At 37.0% G+C, this 17,953-nt stretch carries 18 protein-coding genes; 7 read left to right on the top strand and 11 right to left on the bottom strand.

Features of this window, described 5'->3' with window-relative positions; genetic code table 11:
* Positions 1–408 precede the first annotated feature (408 nt).
* Both fabI and B1NLA3E_RS05300 read right to left on the bottom strand, forming a co-directional pair.
* Positions 409–1,185, bottom strand: a complete 777-nt coding sequence (gene fabI, locus B1NLA3E_RS05305; protein ID WP_015592813.1) for an enoyl-ACP reductase FabI — start codon at positions 1,183–1,185, stop codon at positions 409–411.
* Positions 1,186–1,313: 128 nt separating this feature from the next.
* Positions 1,314–3,170 carry a monovalent cation:proton antiporter family protein gene (locus B1NLA3E_RS05300; RefSeq protein WP_015592812.1) on the bottom strand — a complete coding sequence of 619 codons (1,857 nt, stop codon included), beginning with the start codon at positions 3,168–3,170 and terminating at the stop codon, positions 1,314–1,316.
* A gap of 168 nt (positions 3,171–3,338) precedes the next feature.
* On the opposite strand from B1NLA3E_RS05300, the gene prpE reads away from it, so the two are divergent.
* Entirely contained in the window at positions 3,339–4,079 is a 741-nt protein-coding gene (prpE, locus tag B1NLA3E_RS05295) for a bis(5'-nucleosyl)-tetraphosphatase PrpE (RefSeq protein WP_015592811.1), read from the top strand.
* 62 nt (positions 4,080–4,141) lie between these two features.
* Here the strand turns inward: prpE and B1NLA3E_RS05290 are convergent, their stop codons facing one another.
* From B1NLA3E_RS05290 to B1NLA3E_RS05280, 3 genes are read right to left on the bottom strand one after another with little or no spacing between them, the layout of a single operon-like run.
* The gene (locus B1NLA3E_RS05290) at positions 4,142–5,029 is read right to left on the bottom strand and encodes an RluA family pseudouridine synthase (protein ID WP_015592810.1); all 888 of its coding nucleotides are present in this window, start codon (positions 5,027–5,029) and stop codon (positions 4,142–4,144) included.
* A 27-nt stretch (positions 5,030–5,056) separates the two neighbouring features.
* Positions 5,057–5,851: an NAD kinase gene (locus B1NLA3E_RS05285; protein WP_015592809.1), complete on the bottom strand. Its 795-nt coding sequence runs from the start codon at positions 5,849–5,851 to the stop codon at positions 5,057–5,059.
* A 38-nt stretch (positions 5,852–5,889) separates the two neighbouring features.
* Positions 5,890–6,531: a GTP pyrophosphokinase gene (locus tag B1NLA3E_RS05280; protein ID WP_015592808.1), complete on the bottom strand. Its 642-nt coding sequence runs from the start codon at positions 6,529–6,531 to the stop codon at positions 5,890–5,892.
* A gap of 229 nt (positions 6,532–6,760) precedes the next feature.
* On the opposite strand from B1NLA3E_RS05280, the gene B1NLA3E_RS05275 reads away from it, so the two are divergent.
* From B1NLA3E_RS05275 to B1NLA3E_RS25175, 5 genes are all read left to right on the top strand, one after another.
* The gene (locus tag B1NLA3E_RS05275; protein WP_015592807.1) at positions 6,761–7,339 is read left to right on the top strand and encodes a CYTH domain-containing protein; all 579 of its coding nucleotides are present in this window, start codon (positions 6,761–6,763) and stop codon (positions 7,337–7,339) included.
* 211 nt (positions 7,340–7,550) lie between these two features.
* The gene (locus B1NLA3E_RS05270) at positions 7,551–7,958 is read left to right on the top strand and encodes a globin domain-containing protein (RefSeq protein ID WP_015592806.1); all 408 of its coding nucleotides are present in this window, start codon (positions 7,551–7,553) and stop codon (positions 7,956–7,958) included.
* Entirely contained in the window at positions 7,955–8,836 is an 882-nt protein-coding gene (locus B1NLA3E_RS05265; protein WP_015592805.1) for a ClpXP adapter SpxH family protein, read from the top strand. The genes B1NLA3E_RS05270 and B1NLA3E_RS05265 overlap by 4 nt, the downstream gene beginning before the upstream one ends.
* On the top strand, positions 8,833–9,114 hold the full coding sequence (locus B1NLA3E_RS24660; protein ID WP_144061429.1) for a hypothetical protein: 282 nt from the start codon (positions 8,833–8,835) through the stop codon (positions 9,112–9,114). Before B1NLA3E_RS05265 ends, B1NLA3E_RS24660 begins: the two co-directional genes overlap by 4 nt.
* Before the next feature lie 70 nt (positions 9,115–9,184).
* Positions 9,185–9,358 (top strand): hypothetical protein, encoded by a 174-nt coding sequence (locus B1NLA3E_RS25175; protein WP_041580928.1) that lies wholly within the window; start codon positions 9,185–9,187, stop codon positions 9,356–9,358.
* A gap of 558 nt (positions 9,359–9,916) precedes the next feature.
* Here B1NLA3E_RS25175 and pepF read toward each other — a convergent pair.
* From pepF to spxA, 5 genes are all read right to left on the bottom strand, one after another.
* Positions 9,917–11,740: an oligoendopeptidase F gene (pepF, locus tag B1NLA3E_RS05255; protein WP_015592803.1), complete on the bottom strand. Its 1,824-nt coding sequence runs from the start codon at positions 11,738–11,740 to the stop codon at positions 9,917–9,919.
* Positions 11,741–11,870: 130 nt separating this feature from the next.
* On the bottom strand, positions 11,871–13,067 hold the full coding sequence (locus B1NLA3E_RS05250; RefSeq protein WP_015592802.1) for a competence protein CoiA: 1,197 nt from the start codon (positions 13,065–13,067) through the stop codon (positions 11,871–11,873).
* A 126-nt stretch (positions 13,068–13,193) separates the two neighbouring features.
* On the bottom strand, positions 13,194–14,705 hold the full coding sequence (cls, locus tag B1NLA3E_RS05245) for a cardiolipin synthase (protein ID WP_015592801.1): 1,512 nt from the start codon (positions 14,703–14,705) through the stop codon (positions 13,194–13,196).
* A 101-nt stretch (positions 14,706–14,806) separates the two neighbouring features.
* Positions 14,807–15,475, bottom strand: a complete 669-nt coding sequence (gene mecA / locus B1NLA3E_RS05240; protein ID WP_015592800.1) for an adaptor protein MecA — start codon at positions 15,473–15,475, stop codon at positions 14,807–14,809.
* Between the two features lie 320 nt (positions 15,476–15,795).
* Positions 15,796–16,191: a transcriptional regulator SpxA gene (gene spxA, locus B1NLA3E_RS05235; RefSeq protein ID WP_015592799.1), complete on the bottom strand. Its 396-nt coding sequence runs from the start codon at positions 16,189–16,191 to the stop codon at positions 15,796–15,798.
* 535 nt (positions 16,192–16,726) lie between these two features.
* On the opposite strand from spxA, the gene B1NLA3E_RS05230 reads away from it, so the two are divergent.
* Positions 16,727–16,909, top strand: coding sequence for a hypothetical protein (locus B1NLA3E_RS05230; RefSeq protein ID WP_015592798.1), 183 nt, complete (start codon positions 16,727–16,729; stop codon positions 16,907–16,909).
* Positions 16,910–17,017: 108 nt separating this feature from the next.
* Here B1NLA3E_RS05230 and B1NLA3E_RS05225 read toward each other — a convergent pair whose 3' ends face one another.
* Positions 17,018–17,953 (bottom strand): ABC transporter ATP-binding protein, encoded by a 936-nt coding sequence (locus tag B1NLA3E_RS05225; RefSeq protein WP_015592797.1) that lies wholly within the window; start codon positions 17,951–17,953, stop codon positions 17,018–17,020.

Raw genomic sequence — 17,953 nt, 5'->3', positions numbered from 1 at the left:
GACTTTTTCAGTGGCCTCGCTAAAGCGCCTGTGGGGTCTCACCTGTCCCGCTGCTCCCTCAGGAGTCTTCGCGCCTTCCACTCCAATCAACATTGTGCAAAAAATGAACATTGAGCTTTAACATAGCCAAAATAAAAAAAACCGGTTAATCCGGTTTCCAATCAATTTTTCGAGGACTTTTTCACCTTTGTGCAGCCACAGCCCTTTTTCTTTTCTTTATTATTTTTACTTTGCTTCAAGCTATTGTTATTAATGAAAGATGTTTTCTTTGCTTGCATTCTATGTCCCCCTACTATTTGATTCCTACTACAATTAGACTATGTGAAGAATGATTGTCCATGTAATTCATTTGCCTTTATTAAACAAAAAAAACCAAGCCATTGGCTGGCTTGGTTTTCATTATTATTTTTATAAAGCGACAATATGGTAACCGGAATCTACATGGATGTTTTCGCCAGTAATCCCGCGTGACATGTTACTGAATAAGAATACCGCAGTATCTCCAACTTCTTCAGGAGATGTTGCCCGGCGAAGTGGTGCACGCTCTTCAATATGATTTAAGATCAAGTTAAAGTCACCAATTCCTTTAGCAGAAAGCGTGCGGATTGGTCCAGCGGAAATCGAATTGACTCGGATTCCATTTTTCCCTAAATCACTTGCTAAATAACGGACACTTGCATCAAGAGACGCTTTCGCAACTCCCATAACATTATAGTTTGGCAATACTCGCTCTCCACCAAGATAAGTAAGAGTGACAATACTTCCGCCCTCAGTCATTAAGCCTTTTGCTTCTTTAGCAACAGCAGTTAATGAATAAGCGCTGATGTTATGAGCTAATAGGAACCCTTCCCGAGTGGTGTTCATATAGTCACCCTCGAGCTCTTCCTTGTTAGCATAAGCGATACAATGAGCCACACCATGAATGGTACCGACTTGTTCTTTTATCGACGCAAAGCATTTTGCAATTTCTTCATCAGCCGTTACATCACATGATAAAAGCAGTGAATTAGCCCCTTCAAGAGTATCAGCTAATTCTCTTACACCTTTTTCAAATCTTTCGCCTGCATATGTAAAAATTAATCTGGCTCCCGCTTCATGTAAAGAACGAGCGATCCCCCAGGCAATACTTCTTTTGTTAGCCACTCCCATAACTACATACGTTTTACCGGATAAAGAAAGAGACATTTATTATCCTCCTATTAATACATGATATTAGTACCTAGTACTAATTCTACTATATACTGTTAAAAAAGAAAAGAGATATTTCTATTTCCGCTCCTTTTTCATAGTTTTCATGATACTCCTTATTAACACTATTCACAAAACTCTAGCTCACGCTTAAGTTGATCAACATACTTCTTAGAGCCTGTTACAACCAGATGATCATTAATTTGAAGTTCGGTATCACCGTGTGGAACTAAAGAATCCTTCCCACGGAAAATACGAACGAAAATAACATCCCCGGTAAATGGGAACATTCTGAGCTCTATACCAGCAAACTCCTCATTTAACATCGAAATTTCGTATAAAGAGGTATCTTGGTTTGTAAGGATTTTCATGACACTTGGCGATTCTATTGTTGCCCGTAACAGGGTTTGTTGTGCAAGCAATACCGAAAAGAATTCAATCTCGAAGTCTTTTAATTCTTCCTGCACATTAGGGCTTTGAATGCTAGCAATAACGCGGTTGATTCCTGTTTGCTTCAATGCTTTTGCCAAGGTGGCGTTTGTTCCTTGATCACTTGTTAAAATCACAACCGTATCAGACTGAAAAATATCAGTTTTGGCTAATGTCTCCAAGGAATAGTCATCAATCTCAATGATTTCAAATAAAGAATCTGCAATTTGCCTACTTGCACCCTTCTCTTGCATTGTGTGATACAAAACTGGAGCATATAAGGAGGATTCAAGTTCCCTTGATACTTGAAGTGTTAATTGGTTTGCACCGATAAAGCTTACTTTAATTTTTTTCCTTTGTACCGCTTCCTTTGGAAACAATTTTTTAAAAACCATTGGAGTGAAAATGGCTGTTATCACGGCTACTAAAATTAAGGTACCACTCATTTCAGACGTGATTGCTCCCAATCTCTCGCCAATTGTAGCGGCTGCAATCACTAAGGAAAGCGTGGAAGTTAATAGAAAACCTGAAGCCATTAAAGTTCTGGTATCGTACCAAAACTTTAAAAAAAGCACCGGGATAATCTTTGAAAATAACAAAGCTAATAGGAGTAAAGGAACCATTAAAAGCATTTTTGGGTCACCCAGCAATAACCAAAGATTCAGCTTTACTCCAACCATTACAAAGAAAATAGGAATTAAAAATCCATAGCCAAACGAATCTAGTTTATGAACCATTTCCTGGTTAGGCGATAGTAAAGAAACAAGTACTCCCGCAAGAAAGGCTCCGAGAATATTTTCTGCTCCAACTGTTTCAGAGAGTGCCACCAAAAAAATAATCAGTGCGAAAACTGCACGGGTACCAATCTGTGTTGTTCCCTTCGACATCTTCTCAAGAAGCTTATTATTTTTAAATCTTTTCCCAATAAAAAAGAGAACAACTCCAGCTCCGAATAATACAAGCAACAACCATGTATTGCCCTTACCACTATCATAAATAGATGCAAACACCGCAAGCAATATCATCGTAACTAAATCAGCGATTACCGCGACTAGAAGGATTATCTGTCCAATTACCGTTTTCATAAGATGGGCTTCTTTTAGCGTTGGAACGACAACACCTAATGAGATCGTTGAAATTATTAATGTCATTAAAAAGGCATTTTTAATAAATCCGGCTATTACAAAGAGATAAGATAAAACAAATGAAACAATAAAAATTCCGATAAAGATGATAGAGGCCACCAAAAAACTATTTGGTTCCTTTTTTCCACTAGGAAGGATAACGCGTGCCTTCTTACCTGAAAAAGCCGTGAAATCAATCTCCAGACCACTTAGGAACATTAAAAATATAAAGCCAAGCGTTGATAAAGTTTCAAGCCACATATCCTCGTGAACAATATTGAAGCCACTCTTCCCAATTATTAAACCAATCAAAATCTCTGCAACCACGACTGGAATGATGATTAGCTTCAAGCGGTGCTGCATGATTGGCGTCAAAAAAGCAAATATAATCACTATAAAAAGTGAAATAAAAGATGCCTGATTTTCCAAATCCCATCCCTCCTAAATTTGGTAAACTTAAAATTGACGCTACCATCTTATTATTTAATATAATTATGCAAATAATGAATATTATTATGGTTAATTATTCTTCTTACTATTTAAAATGGATACGTTTTTCAACATTCTCTTAGAACGATTTAGAAGGAGTAATACAAAATGAAATTAGATATTATCGGAGATATACACGGCTGTTTCATGGAATTTAAAAAGCTAACAGGATTACTTGGTTATGATTGGGATAAAGGGATTCCAATCCATAACCAGGGGCGAAAGCTGGCATTTGTAGGTGACTTGACGGACCGAGGACCTCAATCATTAAAAATAATTGAAATTGTTTGGGAACTAGTTGTTAAAAGAGACGAAGCCTTTTATGTCCCAGGTAACCATTGCAACAAATTATATCGTTACTTTTTAGGAAACAAAGTACAAATCACCCATGGTCTTGAAACCACAGTTGCAGAGTACAGCGATCTAGACTCCAGTCAACAACGGGAAATTCGTAAAATGTTTATCGACCTATATGAAAAAGCTCCATTATATCAGGTATTAGATGAGAAAAGATTAGTGATTGCCCATGCTGGAATCAGGCAGGATTACATTGGTAAAATCAATTCAAAGGTCCAATCCTTTGTGTTGTATGGAGATATAACTGGGGAGAAAAATCCTGACGGTTCCCCTGTACGACTTGATTGGGCAAAGCACTATACAGGCCCAGCCAGCATCGTTTATGGGCACACTCCGGTACGAGAAGTGAGAAGCATCAATAATACGTTTAATATTGATACTGGTGCTGTTTTTGGTGGAAAGCTGACTGCATTGAGGTATCCGGAAAAAGAAGTGGTATCAGTACCGTCTTCTTTACCCTTTTTTCCTGAGAAATTTAAGAGTTTTGAATAAGTACTATTTGGAACGACTCAGCCAAATGTACTTCAGCCGAGTCGTATTTTTCCAATTATTAATTATAGAAGTGCTTTCATATCGTTTGGCAGTGGTGAAACGAATTGATACTCTCGCTCGAAAAAGGGGTGGTAAAAAGACACTTCTCGGCAATGGAGAGCTTGTCTTTTGATGAGATTGGTAGGTCCACCGTAAAGGTCATCTCCTAAAAGCGGATGACCGAGATAGGACAAATGAACTCGAATCTGGTGAGTCCTGCCTGTTTCTAGCTGAAGCTGTAAATGGGTAAAAAGCTTGTTGCTATTTAAAACCTTAAAATTAGTGCAGGCATACTGACCATCTGGATGCACTTCACGCTCGATAATACTATCTTTTTTTCTAGCTATTGGCTCAATAATCGTTCCGGAATCTTCACTAAAGGTTCCAGCGACAAAGGCTTCGTATATCCGCTTTACCCCACCTTTTCGCTGCTGTTGGCTAAACAGATGGTGAACATGACGATGCTTCGCAATCAAAACGAGGCCTGACGTATCACGATCAAGCCGCGTCACAATATGTGCAGTCGCATTGATTCCTATCTGCTCGTAATAACCTATTAGAGCATTTGCCAAGCTACCAGAAGGATGTTCTCGGGAAGGAATAGAGCTCATTCCGGCAGGCTTATTGACAACTAAAACATATTGATCCTCATAACAAATAGAAAGGGGAATATTTTCTCCCCTTATCCCTTCACTAGGTTCTTCTTTTGGAAAAATTACCTGTAGGACATCGCCAGAATTCAATCGATATCGTACATTCATATTTTCTCCGTTCACAAGAATATTTCCGCCCTTAAATTTAATATCTGTTAAAGACGTTTTCGAAATATCTTGATCCTTTAAATAATCTTTAATGATGACCCCAGCAGTCTCAGGGGTAATGTGCCAAATGATGCTAAATCTTTCATCCATGGTGTGTCCTATCTTTCTTCTTGAATATTAGTCAGATACAAAAGAATCATGGACTCTTTTCCAAAATGGAAATGGTCTGAATCTTGCAAAACGAATTTTTTCGTCAGCGACGCGATATTGAATCGATTTGACATCTTTGTGTAACAGCGTCAGGTGATCAACAGTTATTTCAAAATCAGGCCCATTTACTGGCTTTAATCTACAAGTATGATGTGCCGGTAAAATAAGTGGTGAACCGATTGTCCGGAAAACCCGATTATTTATGGAAGCCATTTCGGTTAGTTGTAGAGCCGATATAGATGGATGCAAGATAGCCCCGCCTAAAGCCTTGTTATACGCTGTACTACCTGATGGCGTTGAAACACATAACCCATCCCCACGGAAACGTTCAAACTGCTGCCCACGAATCTCAACGTCCATGACCAGTGTCCCTTCAACACTCTTTACTGTTGATTCATTTAACGCTAAATAACGTGTTTCCTTTCCACCATGCTGATACCTGATGATAGCCTCAAGCAAAGGGTACTCCACTACTTGGTACGGAGTTTTAGCAATCGCAATCACTAGCTTTTCTATTTCTTCTGGCACCCAATCAGCATAAAAACCTAAATGTCCGGTATGAATCCCCACAAAAGCTGTTTTATCAAGGCGGCTACTGTACCGATGGAACGCATATAAAAGGGTTCCATCTCCCCCGATTGAGACGACAATGTCAGGTTCATCTTCATCATAAATCAAATCAAAATCCTGTAAATAGGTCCTCATTTTATGCTTTAATGTATCTGACCTTGAATCCCCTTTTGAAGTAACCGCAAATTTCATCCTAAACCCCTCATTTACTATACTTTGACTGTTTTAAGTTAACTGCCTTTTCCCTCTTGATGGAGGTCTTTCTTAAAAGTAAAAAATACTTGTGCTTCCTGAATTTCTCCTCGAATCAGAGACATTTCTTCATCTAGGCGAAATGCGGCCTCAGCTGCTCTTTGTAACCTCATTCTAATATCCTTAGGAAACTGACCTTTATATTTATAATTTAATGAGTGCTCTACCGTTGCCCAGAAATTCATCGCTAGTGTCCGAATTTGGATTTCAACTAATATTTTTTTCTCACCTGAAATAGTTTGAACGGGGTAGCTAATCACAACATGATAAGAACGGTATCCACTTACCTTTTTGTGTGAGATATAATCTCTTTCTTCGATAATTTCAAAATCATTTCTTTGCCGCAAAAGCTCTACCACTTTTTTTATATCATCGACAAATTGGCACATCATTCTTAAGCCAGCAATGTCCTGCATCTCCTGTTCAAGTTTGTCTAAAGGAATGCCTTTTTGATTCGCCTTATCCAATATACTAGCAAGCGGCTTTACTCTTCCTGTAACAAACTCAATCGGGGAATGGGATGTATTAAGTTCAAATTGACTTCTCATTCCACGAAGCTTAACTTTCAATTCTTCGACTGCTTGCTTGTATGGAGCTAAAAAGTGGTCCCAATATTCCAAAAAGCCTCACCTCACCACGTTATAATCCTTGGTTTTATTTTTATTTCGATATGTAAATTCCCCAAAAAGCTTATTAAAGTTATGTCATATTGTAAGGATGTAATTTGTCTATCAAGCACTAACCTTACCACTTTCATATTTTATCATATTTTTTTGATGAATCCCAAAATTGAACTCATCTTAAAAAGAGGAGATAATAAAATAATCAACTAGTGAAAGGAAGAGAGACTTGTCACAGCATTTAGAAATTGAATTTAAGAACCTCCTGACTAAGCAGGAATATAATCACTTAATTGAATTTTTTAAGGTGGATAAAATAAACATTAAGAAACAAATAAATCATTACTTTGACACTGCATCTTTTCTGTTAAAAGATGCCCAATCAGCTTTACGGATCCGTGAAAGAGGAGATTGGTACGAAATGACCTTAAAGCAGCCAGCACCAATTGGGCTACTGGAGACGAATCAAATCCTCCAAAAGCAAGAGGCCGCTAAACTGTTAGATCACCATATATTTCCGGATGGGCCGATTAAAGACAAGCTTTTATCGATAAAAGTACCCGTAGAACTCCTCCAATATTTTGGTTCTTTAACAACAAACAGGATAGAGTTCGCTTATAAAGATGGATTACTCGTATTAGACCATAGTTATTATTTGAATGCAGAGGATTTTGAAATTGAATATGAGGTAACCAATCCCGATATTGGCGAGATGGTTTTTAACGAGCTATTGCATACTATGAAAATCCCCAGACGCAAAACAGAGAATAAGGTTCAGCGTTTTTACAATCAAAAATATCAGTCCTAAGAGTACACCATTTTTCCAAATCAAATGATCAAATTCATTTTTTAAATGTATCTCCGACCTGATTACTGGAAACATGCCGAGTTTTTGTGTAAATTAAATAGGTAGGTAATACCCAACACATAAAAAAACATGACAAAGCTATTTGTTTGAGATATAAAAACAGCGTTGATACAATGTAGGTAGTAAAAACTCGCAAAAGGAGCCAAACATTATGGTCGAAAAATTGCCCACTCCCTTTGAGGCCATCGGTCAAGAAAAGCTCCATCAATTGATTGATGCATTTTATCACCGTGTCAGAAAACACTCTGATCTTATACCTATTTTCCCAAATGACCTAACAGAAGTAGCAAGGAAACAAAAGCAGTTTCAAACTCAATATTTAGGCGGTCCCTCCTTATATTCAAATGAACATGGGCACCCTATGATGCGTGCACGTCACATACCATTTGAAATTACTCCAAAAAGAGCTAAAGCTTGGCTCTCTTGCATGAGTGAGGCCATGGATGAAGTTGGTTTAGAGGGCCCTTTACGACAAGAGTATTATTCTAGACTTGTTCTTACGGCTCAGCACATGATAAATGCGCCAGACTCTGAAAGTATGAAAGGTGAGGAAATGTGAATCAACAAGGTCCATTCCATAATAACTACGCTCCTTCCCACTTCTGCTTGAACGGCGAGAAGAAACCGATAGAGATCTATATGTTTGTTGACCCACTTTGTCCAGAGTGCTGGGCTCTTGAGCCAATAACGAAAAAACTGCAAATTGAGTATGGAAGATACTTCTCAATCAAGCATGTTTTGAGTGGTCGGCTAGCTTCTTTAAATTTAGGAAAAAAGAGTAAATATGAAAACATTGCTGATCTTTGGGAAAAAACAGCCAGTCGTTTCGGAATGTCTTGTGATGGTAGCTTATGGCTAGAAAATCCGATATCATCCCCTTATTTAACTTCGATTGCTATAAAGGCAGCTGAATTACAGGGGCGGAGATTCGGTAATCGTTTTTTACGGAAAGTCCAAGAGGTCTTATTTTTAGAAAAGCAAAATGTTTCGGATTTTGATGTCCTTATCGAATGCGCACGCAGTGTTGAATTAGATGTGGAAGAGTTTATTAGCGATATCCATTCTGACATTGCTTCAAAGGCATTCCAATGTGACTTAAAGATTACGTCTGAAATGGAGGTTTCTGAAATCCCCACACTCGTTTTCTTTAACCAAAACATTGAAGAAGAAGGCATCAAAATATCTGGATATTATCCATACGAAATCTATGTTCAAATTCTTGAGGAAATGCTTCAACATACTCCCGTCCCTGCTAATCCTCCGAGTATCGAAAGTTTTTTGAGATATTTCAAATTGGTTGCTACAAAGGAAATTGCCGTTGTTTATAATATGACGATTAGTGAAGTTAATCGGGAAATGAAGAAACTGCAATTAAAGCAAAAGGCTGAAAAGTTTCCCGCAAAATACGGAACCTTCTGGAGATCAATCGAAGAGTGAATGAAGAAAGACAGCCTGACTGTTTTTCTTTTCACGGAAGAGATATTTCTATTAAAAAGAAAAAAACCTTACAGTCTTGGGCTGCAAGGTTTTTTCTGTTATTTTACGAACAAAGGGGATGGGAGAAATTTTTTCACGGTCAAACAAAGGGGTATATGTTTGCTTGTGATCAACTTCATGTTAAAAATATATCACGAAACAAACACACCCTCAATAGGTGTAAGCCTCATTTCACAGGATTGTCAAAAACTAAGAATGAATCTGTCACAGCCGCATAAGTTCATAAGAAAAGCGGAAGGCCCCTTGCGTCTCAACTTGATTATCATTAATTATGGGGGGGTGGCAAAATTGAGGAAACTAACTGTCTCAATCTTGGTTGTGTTTATCTCTTTTGCATTCGGTTATAATCTGCTTGGTCTAATGGGGCTAGTTCCACTTTTGTTAAGCTGTCCGCTACTATTTCTTTCATTATTCTTATTGCTTGCCTACATTAATGATCGAAAAAAATTCAGGGGGTTCTAAGTAAAGACTTTGTTAATCCTGGGATTTTCTTACAATAGGCTCTTTTAGTAACTATGGAAGGGGGCTGTCGTTTTGTCTTTTAGGTTTAGTTACTCTAGGCTAGTGTCGAACCCTTTTTCTCACTCTTCCGTCACTACACCCCTGTTTCTGTTACCGGTCCGGCCCTTTTTCCAGTGAAGTAGCGACCGAAAAAATGAAAAGAACGTCAAATGGTAACTACTCTAGTACAGTAGTGCCCGAAAAAATGAAAAGAGCGTCAATTGGGTAACTACTCTTGTGCAGTAGCGACCGAAAAGATGAAAAGAGCGTCAATTGGGTAACTACTCTAGGGCAGTAGCGACCGAAAAGATGAAAAGAGCGTCAATTGGGTAACCACTCCATCTTCGGTCACTTACTCCCCTGTTTCTGTGATCGTTCTGGCTCTTTTTCCCTCTCTTTGGTCACTACAATACAACCCAGTCGAGTGATGAAGGTGAGAACTGTTAACCTTTTTAGTCACTTTAAAATAGTAATAAAAAGGGATGAGCCCAAAAACAAGCTCATCCCCCTTCATTTTTATTAGCGTTTTAACAATAAATTTTCCATCTCTGTCAACTTTTCTTCAAATACTTTGCATGCTTCGGCAATTGGTGTTTTACTTGTCATATCAACACCGGCCTTTTTCAATACCTCAATCGGGTAATCAGAGCTACCTGACTTTAGAAAATCCAGATAACGAGTGACAGCTGGTTCGCCCTCTTCAAGAATTTGTTTACTCAAAGCAGTTGCCGCACTGAAACCAGTAGCATATTGGTAAACATAATAGTTGTAATAAAAATGTGGAATCCTTGCCCACTCTAAGCCGATTTCTTCATCAATTACGATATTTTCTTCACCATAATATTTTTTATTTAATTGATAATATTCTTTTGTTAACAGATCGGGTGTTAACGGCTCGTTATTCTGAGCCTTTTGATGAATCAAATGCTCAAATTCAGCAAACATCGTTTGACGGAAAACAGTTCCCCTGAACCCTTCCAAATAATGATTGAGAAGATATAGGCGTTTTTGCTCATCTTCTGTTGTTTTTATTAAAAATTCATTCAACAATGCTTCATTACAGGTCGAGGCAACCTCCGCCACGAAAATAGAATAACTACCATAAGGATATGGTTGAGTTTTCCTTGTATAATAACTATGAACAGAATGACCAAACTCGTGGACAAGTGTAAATAGATTGTTCACATTATCTTGCCAGTTCATTAAAATATAAGGATTTGTTCCATAGGCACCAGAAGAATAGGCGCCACTGCGTTTCCCTTTATTCTCATGGACATCGACCCAACGATTCTCAAAACCTTCTTTTAAAACATTCAGATATTCTTCACCTAATGGTGCCAACCCTTTTAAAATCAGATCCTTAGCCTCATTATAACTAATTTCCATTTTCACATTTTTCACAAGTGGCGTATACAAATCATACATATGCAGCTCGTCTAATCCCAAGGCTTCCTTACGAAGCTTAATATAGCGATGTAACAATGGCAAATATTCATGGATCGTCTCAACTAGGTTTTCATATACTGATTCTGGAATGTTATTAGCAGAAAGCGCTGCATGTCGTGCTGATTCATACTTGTGCACTCTTGCGTTAAAATTATCCTTTTTCACTGTACCACTAAGTGTACTAGCAAATGTATTTTGGAAATCCCCATATGTTTTGTACACAGCTTTAAAAGCATCCTGGCGAACACGACGGTCCTCGCTTTCAAGGAAACGACTGTAACGTCCATGAGTGACTTCTACCTCTTCGCCATTTTCATCCTTAATACTAGGGAATTCGATATCCGCATTATTTAAGACACCAAAAGTTGTACTAGAGGAGTCTAACACTTCCCCTGCTTCAGCTAATAGCGCTTCTTGATCTGCTGAAAGAATATGGGGACGCTGAAGATTGATTTCTTCTAAAGCATGTTCATACAGTTTTAACTCTGGCTTTTCCTCTAAAAAACCCTTCACCGTCTTTTCATCAATTGATAAAATTTCCGGAACAATATAGGCTAGTGCACTTCCTGCCTGAGAATATAGATTTTTCATGCGATCATCTAGACCCTGATAAAAGGAATTTGTTGTATCTTGATCATAGCGCATGTGAGAATAGGCATATAATTTGCCTAAGCGTTGTAATAATTGGTCTTGTAACGATAGCGCCTTATATAATTGTTCAGCACTTTCATGAAGTTTTCCAGCAAATTCCTTAACACCTGGAATCAGACCCTTTACCTCTTGAAACTCTTTTTCCCATTCCTCATCGGATGTAAAAATGTCCTCTAACTTCCAGGTATCATCAATCGCGATTTCACTTCGTGCAGGTAGTTTGGTTACCTTTGTGTCTTGTTCCATCCTTCAACCTCCATTCAAATGTCAAATTAACGTATGAACCCTCTTGTCTTTATTCTATTTCCTTTAGGCAATTCCTTCCAAGCAATCAAAATTACTCCTGTTTATTGTATGTTTTCTATATAAATCATAATCATTGACTGTTAAAATTGAAAAAATATTTGTATTTTTTATAGAAAGAAAACTCGAGCTTTTCCTGTTCCATTACGTTGGTGGCTATTTTCAACTCGTTATTGATCTTAAATGTTGTATCATTTACTCTTGTCAAATATTCACAGTTAACCAGTAGATTTAAATATTCTAAGACCGCGTTTGAAGCAGTCCCCTTTCCGATTGGCAGGGTTCTAAGGCAAATTTGCTTCTTCCATATTCTTTTTTTGAAGGCTTGATTAATCGAGTAAAAAGAAATGGTATCACCCTTAGAGTGCCCTTGTAATCCGTCAAGATAGACAAAGCCTTGCCAGATTACAGGAGGTGTCCTAATAAAGGTACTGTGGGAAACGGGAAGTCCAATTTCTGGAGGTAAAAGAGAGATATAAAGGTGATTAGAATAAAGTTCCTTGAGAAATGGATCACGAAAGGCTTGAGGGTTTTGAGAGTAATAAAGTTTGAAGTTTTTTATTTCCTTTTGCCAAGTATCTGATGAAGGAGAGGAATGTATTTGAGGCATAAGGAATTGATCAAGATCTACATAATCTAGTCTGGGCATCCATATAGAGGATAAAGCATTTCGGACGGTAGTAGGGATGATTTGATTTAAAAAGATAAATTGATTAACATTCGGACAATAATATCTCATCAATGATTGTCCATCTGTAGCAACTGTAGCTAAATATTGAAAGTCTGAGAGGGATACAATTGAGGAGCTCTTACGGGAGAAAAAATTACCACCAAGAATCCAAAGAGGAGAATAATGATTCTGTTGGTAGGCTTTTGTCCTTTTAATAAATAGATCTTCAGGAATGACTGAGCATTGATACTCAAGTGCATATCTTTTCTGCTGATAGATAAATCTTATATCTGGCCTTTGTTGAATACTTTCATCATATACCTCAAGCTCTGGTTCAAGTCCGTTTGCCTTTAACCAATGGTAAAGTTTCTGTTTCCCAGCAAGATGATAGTCTGATTCGTTTTCATACCTCAAACAACAAGCGCTATCCCGGTAGTGTGCAAAATGAGAGATTTTTTTCATCCCTATTTTTAAAATAACCTTTTCCTTACAAGTAGGACAAAAAAAATATCCCTTTTCCCTTAGTGTACGTAATCCCTGCTGATATTTGAAATCTGCCAAACAAATCAAGCTACCGTTTTCATCCAAAGCGGTCAGCAATTTGACCAACCTCCTTTCATAACTATCCAGTTCGACAAAATTTACGTAATCCCTTTTGGAAAGTAATCAAAAAAAAATAAGACTGACACAAAATATATGTGGTGTCAGCCTTATTTTTTATCTGTATTAAAGTAAGGGCGAAAGGAGCCTTGAAGTAGATTCAAGCAATTTTAAGCCAAAATTTCTATTAATAAAGGCTGCATAATCGATCTGCTCGGATTCCTCTATGTCTTTAATATAATCATCAACAAGCTTCTGAATACTACTAGTCCGAAATAGAAAGGCATTTACCTCGAAATTCAGATGAAAGCTCCTCATATCCATGTTCGAGGTTCCAATCGAAGCAAGCTCGTTGTCTACGATTACTATTTTGCTATGCATAAATCCTTTTTCATATTCAAATATTTTCACCCCTGCTTCTAACAGCTCTGGAAAATAGGACCGAGAAGCATAAAATACAAGACGTTTATCTGGTTTTTTAGGCATCAAAATTCGAACATCAATCCCACTCAAAGCAGCAATTTTAAGCGCAGAAAAGATATCCTCGTCAGGGATAAAATAAGGTGTTGATATCCAAACCGCTTTCTTTGCGGAGGTAATCATTGAAAAATAGATATTTTTGATGACACTTACTTCATTATCTGGTCCACCTGCAATTAATTGAACACCACCATGGTTATTTTCCTGAAGCCTTGGTGATAGATATTCAGCAGTTAAAAAGCTTCTGTTGGTCATATAATACCAATCCTGTAAAAAGATTAATTGAAGAGTTCTAACGGCTTCTCCTATGACCATCAAATGGGTGTCACGCCAAAAACCAAAGTTTTGATCACGCCCTAGGTATTCATCCCCAATATTCAAACCTCCGACAAAACCGACTGTACCATCAATTACAATGATTTTCCGGTGGTTCCGAAAATTAAACTTACTGTTTAGAAAGGGTAATCTCACCGGCCCAAACGCTATCATCTCGACTCCAGCAGCTCTTAATTCTTTTACATAGTGCTTTGAGAGCATCCAAGAACCAACTGCGTCGTATAAAAAGCGAACTTTAACCCCTTGTTTTGCTTTTTCAATTAACAAGTTCTTAAGTTGATTTCCAATGAGATCATCTCGAACAATATAGTATTCAAGGTGAATGTGGTGAGTTGCAACCTTCAATGCCTCAATCATCCGTTCAAAGGTATTTGAACCATTTGTTAATACTTCTGTTTCAGTTGAAAATGAAATAGGGCTATTCCCTAATTTTTGCGCTAAAGAAAAAAGCTTTTGCTGGTGATCCCCCATAAGCCGAATTTTTCTTTCACTAGCAGGATCAATGTCTCCTTCAACTTTTAAAAATGCCTGTTTATCTTGGAAATATTTTTTTCTAAACATTTTTTCCTTGTGATAATTTCTCCCAAACAACAAATAAAAAACAAACCCTACTAAAGGAAAGCTACCCAAAACCACCAGCCACGTTAAAGTTTGTGCCGGATGGCGATTTTCTAAAAAGATAACAAATCCGATAAAAACAACCGATAGTGTAATGATCACACTAAAATACTGAACAACTAAATCCTGAAAATGCTTATGTAATAGCAACCAAATACTAGACAAAATTATGATGAAAAAAGTGACTCTCACTGTATTTTTCATTTGTATCACCTACCAGATTTCCCATACTCCCTTTAGTTAAAACCAAACTCTTTCTTATTATAAAAAAAAAACCGATTCCAATACTGAAATCGGCAGGTTATTTAAGAGAAGTGTTCTCTTAATACTTGAAAAACATTTTCACCAATAATAAGTCGACCGTATTCCTCAACCCGATGGATGGTCAAAGCGGATTCATTGGCAAATTCAAGGAGGATACTTAACTTGTCATCAATATCTTCTTCTTCAAATTGATCTTCAGGAAATTCAACAAATAAGTAATATTTATTTTCAAAAGAATAGAGCTTTGTAGGTAAGTCATCAATTCCAGGACTTTTAGAAAGCGAGATGACATCCTCAAAATCAGCAAAAGTGAGTAAGAACTCCAAATCCCCTTCGAATGATTCATCTTCCTCATCTGCATCACTTTTTGGATTAAAATGTTGGTCAAGCAACTCCTCGATTCGATCGTCAACCGGAATGTCTTTTAGCTTTTCGCCTACAGGTACTTCCAGCTTTTGCCCGTCTTTAGAAAGATGAGCTCTAGTCACCAACACTTCCAAACCCTTATCTAATGCCTGTACCTGAATCCATAAAGGACCCTCTACACTAAACTCCTCTTCTTGATGAACTTCATCCATCATTTCCCAAAAGAGTTCTTCGCTCCGCTCGCGATTATACCAAATTTCTTCACGGTCAAAGCCTCTTTCCTCTATATCAACATAAGAAATATAAAATTTTACGGTATTCTCATTAATTCGCTCTATTTCCATCATTACGTCTCTCCCTTCTGTTAAAGGAATGAAGGGAATGAATACCCCCATATAACGATTATGCACCCTTCCTTGCCTTTTTAAAAAAGGCTGATAACAAATCGTTTACATATGAATTAATTTTTCACCTTGTACTTATATTTTATGATAAAAATTAAGATTAGGGAAATAAAAACTATAGTTTTTCAAAAAACCATTATTAGCCTATAGCATCATATATATATTGTTTATATATTAACAAAAAAACAAGGCAATCACAATTTTGAAATCCTAATAGTTTTGTTGAACAAAAAAAGGCTGACAGTGTCAGCCTTTTCGATTTAATTTACAAGACGTTGAGCTTCGCGCAATTGAAAGGTGCGAACCTTTCTTGGAAGGAATCGACGGATTTCATCTTCATTATAACCAACTTGAAGACGTTTTTCGTCAATGATGATTGGTCGACGAAGTAGACCTGGATTATGTTTAATCAATTCAAATAAATCCTGAAGTGGCATATTTTCAACATTTACATTTAACTTTTGAAATGTTTTAGATCTGGTTGAGATGATTTCATCTGTTCCATCTTCAGTCATTCTTAAAATCTCTTTTATCTCATCAATTGACAAAGGTTCAGAAAAAATATTTCTTTCCCGATAAGGGATTTCATGTTCTTCTAGCCATGATTTTGCTTTTCTACATGATGTACAACTTGGTGAAGTGTATAATGTTACCATACAAATTCACACTCCCTTTATATTTGACATATCTTGTTAATTGTATGTTAAAATTACTTTATAGAAAATCCCAGATAAAAATTACTTTAAATAAGAAATTTATAATGAAATTATACACCAATCAAGTCAAATTGAATACCCCTTTTTCAAAAATCATTTATTATAGAATATAAATAGAGCCTTCTATTATAGTTAACGTATATAATACGAAAAGGTTTCATTTTTTTTGAATTATTTTTGATATTTTTTATCAAATGCGATTTTCCTCATAGACATATCATTAAACATATAAATGATTCATCTGATTATTATTGTATTCATTTTCGTGTTTTTTTACCCAATGCTCACTAACAAGTGGGAAATTTACGTTTTGATTCTCAATTACAATTTCGCATTGAAAATAAGACTACATAAAAAATAAAATTAAATTATTAAGTATTTCCTGCTATCTTTATAATCCAGCTTCTTTTACAATAATAGTAAAGACTAATAAAACTACGCATCCTAATTAGGGGAATAAAAATGGGGGTTTATCATGGTAGCTTACATAATTGATTTCACAATTGTTGCGATCCTGGTTATCGGCATAACTGCAGTGATGGGTGTCGTTACCAATGGTATTGGAATTAAATTGTTCAGCAAGAAGCAAAAATCCCAGTTTGTTGATCAATCTAACAAAGTTCAAATTGGTTGGAAACAAGTTGGTGGAGGTAAATAAGAAAAGCGCAAGCAACCACTTATTGGCTCGAGCTAGACACTTTTTTATGGACATAATTACATGATATTATCTAAAGAAAAACGATCTCAATAATTGAGATCGTTTTTCTTATTGCTTATAATTCGCTTTGAAATCTACAAATTCCTTCTCAGAGCAGTATACAAAGTGGCCTGAGTGGACTTCCCGCATTTCCACCTTTTCGTTATCTCCATAATGGTGAGTACTAGGATCATATGAATGTCGACGCCGTGTACGCTCCGTCTCTGGATCTGGTAGCGGAATCGCAGATAATAACGATAACGTATAAGGATGAAGCGGATTTTTATAAAGTTCTTCCGCGGTAGCTAATTCTACTAATTTCCCATAATACATGACACCAATTCGGTCACTAATGTATTTTACCATCGACAAGTCATGAGCAATGAATAAATAGGTCAACCCTTTTTCACGTTGAAGTTTTTTCATAAGATTTACAACTTGTGCCTGGATCGACACGTCTAGAGCGGAGATCGGTTCATCAGCAATAATGAATTCTGGTTCAACAGCCAACGCTCTAGCGATGCCGATCCGTTGTCTTTGTCCACCAGAGAACTCATGTGGATAGCGATTTGCGTGTTCTTTATTTAATCCAACTGTTTCTAATAGTTCATACACCCTTTCCATCCGTTTCTGTTTGTTATCCGCTAAGCCATGGATGTCTATCCCCTCAGCGATGATATCAGAAACAGTCATCCGTGGATTTAGTGATGCATATGGGTCCTGGAAAATCATTTGCATTTTCCGATTAAAAAGCTTCAATTCTTTATGATTCTTCTTACCATGAACGTCTTTTCCATCAAATAAGACTTGTCCACCAGTTGCATCATAAAGGCGGATAATGGAACGTCCTGTTGTCGATTTACCACAACCTGATTCCCCAACTAACCCCAAAGTTTCGCCTTTGTATATATCAAAAGAAACATCGTCAACTGCTTTGACAAGATCTGGTTTACCTATATTGAAATATTGCTTTAAATTTTTAATCTCTACTAGTTTTTCTGCCAT

The sequence above is a fragment of the Bacillus sp. 1NLA3E genome, from assembly GCF_000242895.2.
GTDB lineage: Bacteria > Bacillota > Bacilli > Bacillales > Cytobacillaceae > Bacillus_BU.
The sequence above is the reverse complement of the archived record's forward strand: the minus strand, read 5'-3'. Positions and strand labels throughout refer to the sequence as shown.

What these genes read in the sequence shown, in the direction of transcription:
- pepF (WP_015592803.1), bottom strand. Translation starts at nt 11,740, where the DNA reads ATGGAACAAGACACAAAGGTAACCAAACTACCTGCACGAAGTGAAATC.
- B1NLA3E_RS05230 (WP_015592798.1), top strand. Translation starts at nt 16,727, where the DNA reads ATGGTAGCTTACATAATTGATTTCACAATTGTTGCGATCCTGGTTATC.
- B1NLA3E_RS05270 (WP_015592806.1), top strand. Translation starts at nt 7,551, where the DNA reads ATGGTCGAAAAATTGCCCACTCCCTTTGAGGCCATCGGTCAAGAAAAG.
- B1NLA3E_RS05285 (WP_015592809.1), bottom strand. Translation starts at nt 5,851, where the DNA reads ATGAAATTTGCGGTTACTTCAAAAGGGGATTCAAGGTCAGATACATTA.
- B1NLA3E_RS05290 (WP_015592810.1), bottom strand. Translation starts at nt 5,029, where the DNA reads ATGGATGAAAGATTTAGCATCATTTGGCACATTACCCCTGAGACTGCT.
- spxA (WP_015592799.1), bottom strand. Translation starts at nt 16,191, where the DNA reads ATGGTAACATTATACACTTCACCAAGTTGTACATCATGTAGAAAAGCA.
- mecA (WP_015592800.1), bottom strand. Translation starts at nt 15,475, where the DNA reads ATGGAAATAGAGCGAATTAATGAGAATACCGTAAAATTTTATATTTCT.
- B1NLA3E_RS05225 (WP_015592797.1), bottom strand. Translation starts at nt 17,953, where the DNA reads ATGGCAGAAAAACTAGTAGAGATTAAAAATTTAAAGCAATATTTCAAT.
- cls (WP_015592801.1), bottom strand. Translation starts at nt 14,705, where the DNA reads ATGAAAAATACAGTGAGAGTCACTTTTTTCATCATAATTTTGTCTAGT.
- fabI (WP_015592813.1), bottom strand. Translation starts at nt 1,185, where the DNA reads ATGTCTCTTTCTTTATCCGGTAAAACGTATGTAGTTATGGGAGTGGCT.
- prpE (WP_015592811.1), top strand. Translation starts at nt 3,339, where the DNA reads ATGAAATTAGATATTATCGGAGATATACACGGCTGTTTCATGGAATTT.